This is a genomic window from Pseudomonas viciae (genome assembly GCF_004786035.1).
In the GTDB taxonomy this organism is placed as follows: Bacteria; Pseudomonadota; Gammaproteobacteria; order Pseudomonadales; family Pseudomonadaceae; genus Aquipseudomonas; species Aquipseudomonas viciae.
Genome location: NZ_CP035088.1, coordinates 5,910,010 through 5,923,335, shown reverse-complemented (window position 1 = coordinate 5,923,335; position 13,326 = coordinate 5,910,010). Strand labels below are relative to the sequence as shown.

Below are 13,326 nucleotides of genomic sequence, written 5' to 3'. Positions count from 1 at the left end.
GCCCCCATGAAGCGAATTCTCGACCCGCTCGACGAACGCATCATCGCCGAACTGCGGCTCAACGCCCGGGCCGCCCACGCCGAACTGGCGGCGAAGGTCAACCTGTCACGCAACGCCGTGCGCCAACGCATCGAACGCCTCGAACGCGACGGCGCGATCCAGGGCTACACCGTACGCACCGGCGAGGGCGGGCAAGCGTCTTCGAACATCAACGCGGTGATCTTCGTCTACCGCTACGACCGCATGCGCGGCGCGGAAGTGCTGCAAGCCCTGCGCGCGATGCCGGAAGTGCAGCAGTGCGATGTGATGAGTGGCGAGTTTGATTTGATGCTGCGGGTGGGGGCTGCGAATCCGGAGCGGGTGCATAAGGTTTGGAAGGAAATATCCGCGTTGCCTGGGGTGGAGAACACGGTGACGTCGTTTGTGTTGTCGTCGGTGGTTTAGGCAACAGTGCCCCCCTGTGGGAGCGAGGGGTAAGCATGCGTTCAAAAGAAGCCCCCAGCCAGCCACAGATACCCCCTGCACCACAGACATATCCCCTCACCAGAAATGGACCGCGCCAACCTGAACTAAAAAGCCAACCCTGTTGGCTTTTTTCATGCCTGCCGCTTCGCCCACCTCCTGGTCAAAACGCCCAGAAAATAGAGCAAATTGGCATATTTCACTGCCCAGCCCACCCCCCTAACCTAGATCCCAACAACCCACTCCTCGGATCAAGGGCATAACAAAAATGACTGAATACAAACTGGCGCTGGTCGGCTTCGGCGGTGTGAATCGGGCGTTGGCTCAGCTCATCGCCGAGCGTAACGAAAGCTGGAAAACCGAACTCGGCTTCACCCTGAAAATCGTCGGCGTGACTGATCTGTTCCTCGGTTCGGTGATGGACCGCCACGGCCTCGACGCCGCCTCACTGGCCAAACTACCCGCCGTCAAAGGCGCCATGTCACAACTGCCCGGCGGCACCGTCGACGCCCTCAACGAATCGGTGATCAAAGACTGCGGCGCCGACATCATCGCCGAAGCCACCTTCACCAACCCGGTGGATGGCGAACCCGCCACTTCGTTCTGCCGCTGGGCGCTGGAGCGCGGCAAACACGTGGTCACCACCAACAAAGGCCCCATCGCCCTGCACGGCGCCGAGCTCAAGGCCCTGGCCCAGCGCAACAACGTCGCCTTCGAATACGAAGGCTCAGTGATGAGCGGCACCCCGGTCATTCGCCTGGCCAAACAATCCCTGGCCGGCAGTTCGATCAGCGGTTTCGAAGGCATCCTCAACGGCACCTCCAACTTCGTCCTCACTTGCATGGAAGGCGGCCTCGGGTTCGCCGAAGCCGTCAGCCAGGCCCAAGCCCTGGGCTACGCCGAAGCCGACCCAACGGCAGATGTCGAAGGCCACGACGTGCGCCTGAAAGTGGTGATCCTGGCCAACGAACTGCTCGACGCCAAACTCACGGTCAACGACGTCACCTGCCGCGGCATCTCCGCCCTCAGCCTCGACGACATCGAAAAAGCCCGGCAAAACGGCGCACGCTGGAAACTCATCGGCGCCGCCACCCGCAATGCCGACGGCTCCATCAGCGCCAGCGTCGAACCGCGCCTGCTGAGCAACGATCACCCACTGGCGAGCATCAGCGGCGCCACCAACGCCGTGTCTTTCACCAGTGAACTGCTCGGCGCCGTCACCGTCTCCGGTCCGGGTGCAGGCCGCACCGAAACCGCCTTCGCATTGCTCTCGGACATCATCCACATCCACCAATCGGCAACCCGCAAACAGGAGCACAACCTGTGAACGTATCGCGCCTGGCCCTGGCGGTTGTCGAACCGCACATCGAAGTCCTCAACCCATTTGACGGCAGCGTCGTCGGCACCGTCGTGGACGTTTGCGCATCAGAAGTCCCACACCTGCTGGAGACCGGACGCAGCGGCGTACAAGCCTGCGCCGCACTGCCACGTCATCGCCGCGCCAGCATCCTCGAACACGCCGCGCTGAACATCGAACGCGACGCCAAAGCCTTCGCCCGGCTGATCGTCGACGAAGCCGGCAAGACCCTCAAGCAGGCGGAAAAAGAAGTCAAACGCTGCGTCAACACCCTCAAGCTCTCCGCCGAAGAAGCCAAGCGCAACGCCGGCGAAATCGTGCCGTTCGACGCCTACGAAGGCGCCGAATCGCGCCAGGGCTGGTTCACCCGCGAACCCCTGGGCCTGATCGTCGCCATCACCCCCTACAACGACCCGCTGAACCTGGTGGCGCACAAACTCGGCCCGGCCATCGCCGGCGGCAACGCGGTGATCCTCAAACCGTCCGAACTGGCGCCGTTGTCGGCCCTTAAACTGGTCTCCTACCTGGTCGCCGCCGGCCTGCCTGAAACCGTGGTCACCGTCGCCACCGGCGGCGCCGAACTGGGCAAAGCCCTGGTCAGCGCCCGCGACGTGCGGATGATCTCCTTCACTGGCGGCTTCGTCACCGGCGAACAAATCGCCCGCAGCGCCGGCCTGAAAAAACTCGCCATGGACCTCGGCGGTAACGCCCCGGTCATCGTCATGGGCGACTGCAACCTCGACGCCGCCGTCGACAGCTGCGTCTCCGGCGCCTTCTGGGCCGCCGGGCAAAACTGCATCGGCACCCAACGCCTGCTCATCCACGCCCCGATCTACGCAGCCTTTCGCGAACGCTTCGTCAACCAGGCTCAAGCCCTCGTCGTCGGCAACCCACTGCTCGCAGGCACCGACATCGGCCCGATGATCACCCAACAGGCCGCGCAGAACGCTGAACAGGTCGTCAACGAAGCCCTGCAACAAGGCGCGACCTTGCTCTGTGGTCATCGTCGACAAGGCAACTGCTACGCCGCCACGGTGCTGGAAAATGTCGATCATTCCAGCCGACTCTGGCGCAATGAAGCCTTCGCGCCGGTGGTGGTGTTGCAGCCCTTCGAGACGTTTGATGAAGCCATCGCGTTGGCTAACGAACCGGAATACGCGCTTCACGCCGGGATTTTCACCAACGACCTCAGTACGGCGATGAGCGCTGCACGACGGATCGAAGCGGGGGGCGTGATGATCAATGACTCGTCGGATTTTCGCTTTGATGCGATGCCGTTCGGTGGTTCCAAATACGGGAGTTTGGGCAGGGAAGGGGTGCGGTTTGCCTATGAGGAAATGACCCAGCCGAAGGTGGTTTGTTTGAATACGCTGGGGTGAGGGGCGAGTCAGTCCGAAGGAGTCGCTTTACCTTTCATGTCGCTAAAACACCATTTTGACGATACGTTCTCTTCTCATGTCGCCGGCAGCGACATGAGAAGAGAACGTGTCGCAGAAATCAAAAAACAGCGACACGTTGTGTCAGCCCTCTGTGGAAGCGGGCTTGTTCACGAAAAGGCCAGTAAACCCAACCCCGCAACCAAGTCAAACCCCTGTGGGAGCAAGGCTTGCCCGCGATGGCGGCGCACCAGTCAACATCACTACCGCTGACTCTCCACCTCACGAATAGCTCACGACGACCCGCTTCCTTTCATATCGCCGACGGCGACAAATCAAAGCTTTTTTCGGCTCCCCACCTTGCATTGGCCTTTGCGCAAAACGCACAAGCTCAGTTGCCCCATCCTTCTATGCACTGCTTCCGCCCGTTGCCCCGTTACGCGCGCTTTTCACTGAGTAACGTTCACTGCACCGACCGTGCAGCCAACGTCGCCGATCTCCCAAGGATTGAACTTCTGCAAACGTCCGCAGCTGAAACGTATCAGCTACAATAAAAAATCAAATTATGCACAAATGCATTTTTTTGCTTGACCCGCATGCATGAGCCTCTATAAGGTGGCTTCACTGTATGCGCATACAGTATTTCTAAAGCATCATTTATTTGAATCCATTCATGGACGAGGCAATAACTCATGAAAACCAACCCTGAAAAATTCGGTGTAACCCCCCATCAACCCAGCCTTTGGACCCGTGCTGACGCGTTGAAAGTCCGGGCGGATGATCCCACCACCACTCAGCCGCTGGTCCGCGCGGATTTCCCGGTACTGAACAACGACGTGTTTATCTGGGACACCATGCCCCTGCGCGACCTGGACGGTAACGTGACGTCCGTCGATGGCTGGTCGGTGATCTTCACCCTCACTGCCGATCGTCATCCAAACGACCCGCAGTACCTCGACGAGGACGGCAACTACGACATCCTCCGCGATTGGAACGATCGCCACGGTCGGGCAAAGATGTACTACTGGTTCTCGCGTACCGGCAAGAACTGGGAGTTCGGCGGCCGTGTGATGGCCGAAGGCGTTTCGCCGACCGCTCGCGAATGGGCCGGTACGCCGATCCTGCTGAACGACCGCGGTGAAGTGGACCTGTATTACACCGCCGTCACCCCAGGCGCGACCATCGTCAAGGTGCGTGGTCGGGTGGTGACCACTGAACACGGTGTCAGCATGGTCGGCTTCGAGAAGGTCAAGCCGCTGTTCGAGGCCGATGGCAACATGTACCAGACCGAAGCACAAAACGCGTTCTGGGGTTTCCGCGACCCATGGCCTTTCCGCGACCCGAAAGACGGCAAGCTCTACATGCTGTTCGAGGGCAACGTGGCCGGTGAGCGCGGCTCGCACAAAGTAGGAGAGGCAGAAATCGGCGATGTGCCGCCGGGTTATGAAGATGTCGGCAACTCGCGCTACCAGACCGCCTGTGTCGGCATCGCCGTAGCCCGCGACGCGGACGGTGACGACTGGGAAATGTTGCCGCCACTGCTGACCGCCGTGGGCGTAAACGACCAGACCGAGCGCCCGCACTTCGTGTTCCAGGATGGCAAGTACTACCTGTTCACGATCAGCCATACCTTCACCTACGCCGACGGCGTGACCGGGCCGGACGGCGTGTACGGTTTCGTCGCGGACTCGCTGTTCGGCCCTTACGTGCCGCTGAACGGATCCGGCCTGGTGCTGGGCAACCCGTCCTCCCAGCCATTCCAGACCTACTCGCACTATGTAATGCCAAACGGCCTGGTGACCTCCTTCATCGACAGCGTACCGACCGACGAAACCGGCACGCAGATTCGTGTTGGCGGCACCGAGGCACCCACGGTGGGCATGAAAATAAAAGGGCAGCAGACCTTCGTGGTGGCCGAGTACGACTACGGTTACATCCCGCCGATGCTCGACGTCACACTCAAGTAACAGCAACACCGGGGTTTCAGGCAGCGGGTTTGCGGTCGATGACAAAACCGTCGTGGATATGATCGAGATATCCCGCCTGATTCATTGCGACGTTGCTCGCAAGCCCCATTGAACAACGCGTCGTAACCCTCTTCGCGACTGGCTGCAAGGATGCAGCCGGTCGCGAATGCATTTCCCAGCGACATACGTACACAAGCTCCTCTGTGGGAGCGAGCTTGCTCGCGATAGCGGTGCATCAGCCACATTTCGGCCAGCTGTTTATCGTGACTCCACGAGACTAGCCACGACCGACATCGCCTTGCGCCATTGCCTACAACTACGCCAGAATCCGCCGGCTTGTGCGTCCTTGGCCGCGTCGGTAGTTTTGATCCTGTCACTGCCCATCAGTGATCGGGTTTAGCAGCCCGTCGAGTTGAGTCGTATCAAGCTTCATCAGTCAGGTATCCCCATCCCTGCACTTGATGGTGGCTGTGCGTGGGGCGCCCCCGGGCGCGCCGATTTCTTAACTCGTCGGTCTGCTAACCCGCGTACAGCTGCCACCCACTCGTTTAGCAGCGAGAGGGTCGTGGCCTCACCAAAGAGAGTTAAGGCTATGGTCAAAATTACACCGAACCCTCCGACTGCAGATGAGCATGTGTCTCGCGCTCAGTCTGCTCGTAATAATAAGCTTGATGATGCTGCGAACCGGGCTTTGGATTACTACCTGAAGCCTACGCCGAAGAGCGGAACGTCTGATAAGCCCAACACTATTTTTCGTATCGCACCTGATGTTGATTCGGAATGTCTGCTTGCCAACCTCAGTGAAAACCTGGCTTCGGCCAATGCCATGATCAGTGATTTGGCGTTTGGTCTTGAGGGATCACGACGGCATTTTGCGCTGGGGATTTTGCAGGTGATTGAGGTGAGTGAGCTGTTGGCGAATCGGGCTTTGGATATTGTTGAGGTGAGGTAGCAAGGGGCCGCGCTTACCCCGGATTGTGAAAAGAGGTCTTGCATGGCAAGGCCTTTTTTCATATCCCGAGAGTCCCGAAACGACGAGCGCCAAAATTGTCCAACAACCTATTGGACAATTGTCCACGTCAGCAGACATTAGTGGGGGCGGTGAGCGGCAAGCCAGCTGGGTCAATCTTCCACAAAGTAATCGCTATCCAAGTGCTTCACTTCGTAAACCTGTTTGACGTTGCAACCCAGATTGTTTTCGACCATCAGCCGCGCTAGCTCCAGTCCATCGATCAAAACCACTTTGATATCCAGGCTCATGGCGGCCTCGCGGGCTCCATTGGAAAAGTCCGAAGTGGTAATGAACACACCCTTACGGGCGCGTTGGCGGGTGAGGGCGCCGATGAACTTATCGATTTCCGGGCGGTGTACGGTATTGGTCCAACGCTTGGCTTGTAAGTAGATGACGTCCAGGCCGAGCTTGTCTTCTTTGATGATTCCGTCGATGCCGTCGTCGTTGGTTTGTTGCGTCGCTCGACCTGCTTCCTTACGTGAACCACCGTAGCCCATGGCGATCATCAGATCGACTACCAGTTGCTCGAAAAAAGTTGGTGAAGCTGCACGCACCAGGGCCAGCAGTTCATCCGCCAATGATTGCGTCAGCGCCTGGTGTGCTGCGGCCAGTTGCTCGTCGGGAGTAGCTTGTTCGACCGGTTCGTTCTGCAAGGCTAACGCTGGGTCATCGGCGGGACTGGTCGTATGGAACGCGGCGAATTCAGGGTATTGCTTGAGCCACCTAACGGTAATACGTGCCGGCCCGCTGTTCAGCGCCTCTCGACCGCGATCGGTAATTTGTACCAATCCTTTAGCCGGGATGCTCAGCAGTCCCGCTTTGTTCAAGTATGTCCGCGCCCAGCCAACTCGGTTATTGATCACTGTTTGCTTGCCGGAAGGGAGGCGTTCGCTACGCTCCTCGTCGGTAAGCTGAAACTGGTTGGCGATGTGTTCGCGAAGCTGGCTCAGCGTAAGCGGAGTACCGTCGGCAACACTAGCCAGTGTTGGCCGCATGACGCTCTGGAAATCTGGGATGGGCATAGATAACTTCCTGTCCAACTGCCGGTGCGCATTAAATCAGATTCGGATCGTGATGTCGTGTGCTCAGACTGATGCCTTGCGACGGCGTTTATCTCTTTATTTGTATCCGCAGCTATTGGCGTGATCACCTTTGATGGGGGCAGGGGCGACAGTGCACACCAGTTCCTTTGTGGAGCGAGCCGGCTTGTGAAGCGGCACATCCGGCGAAACGGGTCAGCAGCCTGCTGATCACTCAACAACCCGGACACAGCCCCAAAGTTCGGCCGACGTCGCCTTGCACCTTCACCTACAACTACGCCAAAATCGCCGGCTTGTGCGTCTTTGGAGGCCGTCGGGAATTTGGTTCGTCATCGCTAGCTAGTGATCGGGATTCTCGGCCCGGATTCTTAGACGCGCAACGTCGATCTCGAAAGCAGATCGCCCAAATCTGTAATCTCGTCAGAGATGGCTGCGCATGGGCAATCGTTGTGCTATCGGTCCCTAGAGTCCCGCTCTAATGGCTTGGGCTAGGTGTGCGCCGTAGGATGTGTCGCGCAGCTAATCACAAAAGACCACGAACGCAGGCCCTTTTCCAGCTAACACGTGGCGATTCACGATAGTCATGTTTTACTACGGCCATATGAAGATCGCAGAGCACCTTCAATGAGTGAGCAAAGAATCGAGCAAGGCTTTATCGACAAGCTGATTGAGCTCAAATACACCTACCGCCCAGATATCACAGATCGCGTCTCACTGGAGCACAACTTTCGCGAGAAGTTCGAGGCCCTCAACAGCGTTCGCCTCACCGATGGCGAATTCGCCCGCCTACTCGACGAAATTGTTACCCCTGATGTGTTTGCGGCTGCTCGCACCCTGCGCGAGCGTAATGCTTTCACCCGCGAAGACGGCACTCCGCTGAACTACACGCTGGTCAATATCAAAGACTGGTGCAAAAACACCTTTGAGGTGGTCAACCAGCTGCGTATTAACACTGACAATAGCCACCACCGTTTCGATGTGCTCATCCTCATCAACGGTGTGCCATGCGTTCAAGTGGAGCTGAAAACGTTGGGCGTCAATCCGCGTCGCGCCATGGAACAGATCGTCGAATACAAAAACGACCCCGGCAATGGCTACTCCAAAACCCTACTATGTTTCCTGCAGTTGTTCATCATTAGCAACCGCGACAATACCTACTACTTCGCCAACAATAATGCCCGTCATTTCTCATTCAACGCCGATGAGCGCTTTCTACCCATCTATCAGTTCGCTGATGAAGCGAACAAAAAAATTACCTTTCTCGACAGCTTCGCAGAGAGTTTTTTAGTTAAGTGCACGCTTGGCCAAACACTCAGTCGCTACATGGTGTTGGTAGCCAGCGAGCAGAAACTCATCATGATGCGCCCATACCAAGTTTATGCCGTTAAAGCAATTGTTGACTGCATCCAGCAAAACTGCGGTAACGGTTATATCTGGCACACTACAGGCAGCGGTAAAACGCTTACGTCCTTCAAGACTTCTACCTTGCTCAAGGACAACCCTGATATTGAGAAATGTCTCTTTGTCGTGGACCGCAAAGATCTGGATCGCCAGACCCGTGAGGAGTTCAATAAATTCCAGGAAGGTTGTGTCGAAGAAAACACCAACACTGCTGCGCTGGTACGTCGGCTGCTGTCCGATGACTACGCCGACAAAGTTATCGTCAGCACTATCCAGAAGCTCGGCCTTGCCTTGGATGAAAACAGCAAACGAAATAAGCAACGCAAACGCAACGACCAGCTCACCTATAAAGAGCAGTTGGCCCCGCTACGCGACAAACGCATTGTGTTCATTTTTGATGAGTGCCACCGCTCCCAGTTTGGCGAGAATCACAAAGCTATCAAAGCGTTCTTTCCCAAGGCCCAATTGTTCGGCTTCACGGGCACCCCTATCTTTGAAGACAATGCCTCCCGCGTTAAGGTTGAAGACCAGCAGGCGTCGTACCAAACAACTGAGGAACTTTTCCAGAAACAACTGCACGCCTACACTATCACTCACGCTATTGACGACGCCAACGTGCTGCGCTTCCATATCGACTACTTCAAACCGGAAGGCAAGAAAACACCCAAGCCTGGGCAAGGCTTGGCTAAGCGGGCAGTAATCGAAGCCATCCTTGGTAAGCACGACATGGCCACAGCCCAGCGTCGATTTAATGCCATTTTGGCTACAGCCAGCATCAACGACGCCATCGAATACCACCGCCTGTTTGCCGAATTGCAACACGCTAAACAACAGGCGGACCCTGACTACCAGCCGCTGAATATCGCCTGCGTATTTTCGCCGCCGGCCGAAGGAAATGCGGACGTAAAGCAGATTCAGGAGGATTTGCCGCAAGAAAAGCAGGACAACGAAGAAGACCCAGAAGGCAAGAAAGCAGCGCTCAAAGCCATCCTGGCCGACTACAACGTACGCTACGGTAGCAACCACAGTCTTAGCGAGTTCGATCTCTACTACCAAGATGTGCAGAAGCGTATCAAAGATCAACAGTGGCCCAATGCCGACTATCCGCATACGCAGAAAATCGACATTACCATCGTGGTCGACATGCTGCTAACCGGCTTCGACTCCAAATACTTGAATACGTTATACGTGGATAAAAACCTCAAGTACCACGGCCTGATTCAGGCATTCTCGCGTACCAATCGTGTACTTAACAGCACCAAACCCTACGGCAATATTCTAGACTTTCGCCAGCAGCAAGAAGCTGTAGATATCGCCATTACCCGTTTCTCCGGCGAACAGTCCGGCAAACAAGCCCGCGAAATTTGGCTGGTGGACAAGGCTCCCGTGGTTATTGAAAAACTGCAGGCTGCAGTACAAAGCTTAGATGACTTTATGCGTTCGCAAGGTTTGGCCTGTGCACCGGAGTCCGTGCATAACCTGAAGGGCGACGAGGCTCGGGCCGCTTTTATAAGCCACTTTAAGGAAGTACAGCGCCTCAAAACACAACTTGACCAATACACTGACCTCAATGAAGACAATGCTGTTGCAATCGAGCACATCCTGCCCAGAGAAAATCTGCTTGGTTTTCGTGGCGCTTATCTGGAAACGGCTCAACGCCTTAAGGCCCAGCAAGATAAGAACGACAAAGACGCAGATAGCAAAGCCGATGCAGTGGACCAGCTCGATTTCGAGTTTGTGCTCTTCGCATCTGCGGTAATCGACTACGATTACATCGTGGGGCTGATGTCGCGTTTCTCACAGCAAGAGCCCAGCAAACAGAAGATGAGCCGTGATCAGCTCATTGGCCTGATCCAAGCCGACGCCAAGTTTATGAACGAGCGCGAGGAAATTGCCGCATACATTGGTACCCTCAAAGCTGGTGAAGGTCTTAGCGAAGCCGCTATTCGCGACGGCTATACACGTTTCAAACAACAAAAAGACGCCATAGAGCTAGTGGATATTGCTAGCAAACACCACCTAGATCCTGCTGCCCTACAAGGTTTTGTAGATGGCATCCTCCAGCGCATGATTTTCGATGGCGAACAGCTCAGCGACCTAATGGCCTCGCTCGATCTTGGCTGGAAGGCCCGCACACAGGCTGAACTTGCCCTTATGGAAGACTTGCACCCCCTCCTTACCAAGCGCGCCTTGGGCCGCGACATCTCAGGACTTAGCGCGTATGAGCAGTAAGACAAAAACAACCAGCGCGCTGGAAGAGATTAAGCCCGCACTGGTGCCAAAACTGCGTTTTCCGGGCTTCGACAAGCCATGGTCATATGACCCGCTATCGAAGATCCTCAAGGAACACAAAATCAAGAACACCGCTGGCCGTGATGTTTTCTCGGTGTCGATGGAATACGGCATCGTGAACCAAATCGAACTCTTGGGCCGCAGTTTCGCAGCCTCGGACACTTCGCACTACACAATAGGAAGACGTTTTGATGTGGTTTACACGAAAAGCCCTTTGAAGGCCTTTCCGTTCGGCATAGTAAAGCAATGCAAGTTCGATGGAGAAGTCGCACTTTCGCCACTTTACGGCGTCTTTACGCCGCCCAATCCATACGTGGGGTTGATGATTGAGGCCTATTTTGAGGCTCCAAACCGGTCAAAGGAGTTTCTTTCTCCGCTCTGTCAAAAGGGGGCGAAAAACACGCTTCAAATCACGAACACGACTTTTCTATCAGGGCGGCTGCCGCTTCCCATGGAACAAGCTGAACAACAAAAAATCGCCGAATGCTTGAGCTCGATGGACGAGCTAATCTCCGCTCAAGGTCGCAAAGTAGAAATTCTCAAAGTCCATAAAAAAGGGCTTATGCAGCGGCTTTTTCCTCGTGGAGGTGAAAGTCAACCCGACTTTCGCTTCCCCGAATTCCAAAACACAGGAGAGTGGGAGCGCGAAGAGTTATCTAACTGCCTTAAAAAAGTGATCGATTACAGAGGGAAAGCTCCGCCAAAATCGGACTCAGGTGTCCCGCTGATCACCGCGAAAAACGTGAGGTTCGGCTGGCTCGATATGACAAATGACGAATATATCGAAGAAAGTAAATACGAAGAGTGGATGACTAGAGGCATTCCGCAAGCGGGAGATATCCTTTTCACAACTGAGGCACCACTAGGTAATGTGGCGCTGTTTCCTTGTAGCGGGAAATTTGCCTTGGGACAACGTCTTCTGACTCTCCGTTCCAAAACTGAAAGATGTCTTCCGGAGTTCCTTTTCCACTCTTTGCTTAGCCCTACGATGCAGGAAGATATCGATTTTCACAGCACCGGATCAACGGCTAAGGGTATCAAGTCGTCAGTGTTTGTGAGACTCAGCTTTTGCTATCCGAAAAATATAGACGAACAACAACGCATCGCCGACTGCCTTACCAGCCTTGACGATCTTATTGCCACGCAAACCCAAAAGCTCGAAGCCCTTAAGGCCCACAAAAAGGGGCTAATGCAGCAGATTTTCCCTGCTCCAGTGGAGGTAGAGGTATGAGCGGTATCCGCACTTACCAGAATTTGCGCACGCTGGTAACGAGGCTGCGCGACGACTTAAATAACCCGACAAAGCCCACTGCGCTTGTCCTTCTGTATGCCTACAACCGCACCGGCAAAACCCGACTCTCCATGGAGTTTAAGGATGCGGGTAAGCGCAAGAACAAGGGCATTGCTGACACCCTCTACTTTAATGCCTACACAGAAGACCTGTTCACTTGGGAGAATGACTTTGTCGGTGACACCGCCCGCCACCTGCAGCTCAATTCTGGCTCCGCTTTCTTCAACGGCCTGAAAGATCTTGCGCTCGATGAAACGATTGCTGGCTACCTTAGCCGTTATGCCGACTTTGACTTCGACATTGATTATGGGACATGGAAGGTTACTTTCCGGAAAGGTGAAGCGGAGAACATCAAGATTTCCCGAGGTGAGCAGAATATTTTCATTTGGTGCCTCTTCATGGCCATTTGTGAGCGCATGCTCGATGGACATATCTCTTATCAATCGAACAAATATCTTTACATTGATGACCCCATATCCTCGCTTGATGACAACAACGCCATCGCTGTTGCCTGCGACCTCGCCAAACTCTTACGCCGGGCCGCCACCCGGACAGGCCAGAATGGCGCCCCCGCTTCCATCAAGGTGATTTTCTCTTCCCATCACGCCCTTTTTTTCAACGTGATGTGCAATGAGATCGGCAGGACGAAGGAAGGGGAGCCGAAGGTGTCTCACAAGCGCTACTTCCTCCATCGTCCAAATGGTGAAGGTACCTTTACTCTGCGAGCCACCGAGGACACGCCGTTTTTCCACCATGTCGCGACTCTCGCAGAACTACAAGCGGCCGCCAACCCTGCCACTGGCAAGCTATACACATTTCATTTCAATGCGTTGCGCAGCATCATGGAGAAAACGGCCTCGTTCTTTGGGCATGGGGATATTTCCTTCTGCCTCAAAACTCTCGCGAATGAGGAAGACACCGCGCTCTATAATCGGGCCCTCAACCTATTGAGCCATGGCCAATACGCTATCCATGAGCCGGCAGAAATGGGTGATGACAACAAGGAACTGTTTCGCCGTATTCTTAGAGACTTCATCAGCACATTTAAATTTGCCCTGCCTGACTTATTAGACGCGAAGCCAGCCGCAGCGGCTGCTGCTGCTGCACCACTCTCAGCCCCCAACTGAA

At 55.5% G+C, this 13,326-nt stretch carries 9 protein-coding genes; 8 read left to right on the top strand and 1 reads right to left on the bottom strand.

Going from position 1 to position 13,326, the window contains the following annotated elements; translation table 11 throughout:
* Positions 1 to 6 precede the first annotated feature (6 nt).
* The 5 genes from EPZ47_RS26295 (at position 7) to EPZ47_RS26275 (ending at position 6,114) form a co-directional block, all read left to right on the top strand.
* Positions 7 to 444 carry an Lrp/AsnC family transcriptional regulator gene (locus EPZ47_RS26295; protein ID WP_109756321.1) on the top strand — a complete coding sequence of 146 codons (438 nt, stop codon included), beginning with the start codon at positions 7 to 9 and terminating at the stop codon, positions 442 to 444.
* A 286-nt stretch (positions 445 to 730) separates the two neighbouring features.
* Positions 731 to 1,789 (top strand): homoserine dehydrogenase, encoded by a 1,059-nt coding sequence (locus EPZ47_RS26290; RefSeq protein ID WP_135847367.1) that lies wholly within the window; start codon positions 731 to 733, stop codon positions 1,787 to 1,789.
* Positions 1,786 to 3,198, top strand: coding sequence for an aldehyde dehydrogenase family protein (locus EPZ47_RS26285; protein WP_135847366.1), 1,413 nt, complete (start codon positions 1,786 to 1,788; stop codon positions 3,196 to 3,198). The genes EPZ47_RS26290 and EPZ47_RS26285 overlap by 4 nt, the downstream gene beginning before the upstream one ends.
* Before the next feature lie 689 nt (positions 3,199 to 3,887).
* Positions 3,888 to 5,162, top strand: a complete 1,275-nt coding sequence (locus tag EPZ47_RS26280; RefSeq protein ID WP_135847365.1) for a glycoside hydrolase family 68 protein — start codon at positions 3,888 to 3,890, stop codon at positions 5,160 to 5,162.
* Between the two features lie 592 nt (positions 5,163 to 5,754).
* Entirely contained in the window at positions 5,755 to 6,114 is a 360-nt protein-coding gene (locus EPZ47_RS26275) for a DUF6124 family protein (protein ID WP_135847364.1), read from the top strand.
* Between the two features lie 170 nt (positions 6,115 to 6,284).
* On the opposite strand, the gene EPZ47_RS26270 is transcribed toward EPZ47_RS26275, so the two are convergent.
* Positions 6,285 to 7,196: a restriction endonuclease gene (locus EPZ47_RS26270; protein WP_135847363.1), complete on the bottom strand. Its 912-nt coding sequence runs from the start codon at positions 7,194 to 7,196 to the stop codon at positions 6,285 to 6,287.
* A 642-nt stretch (positions 7,197 to 7,838) separates the two neighbouring features.
* Here EPZ47_RS26270 and EPZ47_RS26265 point away from each other — a divergent pair.
* Genes EPZ47_RS26265 through EPZ47_RS26255 form a run of 3 tightly spaced genes read left to right on the top strand, consistent with a single transcriptional unit; the run spans position 7,839 to position 13,325 of the window.
* On the top strand, positions 7,839 to 10,847 hold the full coding sequence (locus EPZ47_RS26265) for a type I restriction endonuclease subunit R (protein WP_135847362.1): 3,009 nt from the start codon (positions 7,839 to 7,841) through the stop codon (positions 10,845 to 10,847).
* Positions 10,837 to 12,138, top strand: a complete 1,302-nt coding sequence (locus tag EPZ47_RS26260) for a restriction endonuclease subunit S (protein ID WP_135847361.1) — start codon at positions 10,837 to 10,839, stop codon at positions 12,136 to 12,138. Before EPZ47_RS26265 ends, EPZ47_RS26260 begins: the two co-directional genes overlap by 11 nt.
* Positions 12,135 to 13,325, top strand: a complete 1,191-nt coding sequence (locus EPZ47_RS26255) for an AAA family ATPase (protein WP_135847360.1) — start codon at positions 12,135 to 12,137, stop codon at positions 13,323 to 13,325. Before EPZ47_RS26260 ends, EPZ47_RS26255 begins: the two co-directional genes overlap by 4 nt.
* The last annotated feature ends 1 nt before the right edge of the window (position 13,326 follow it).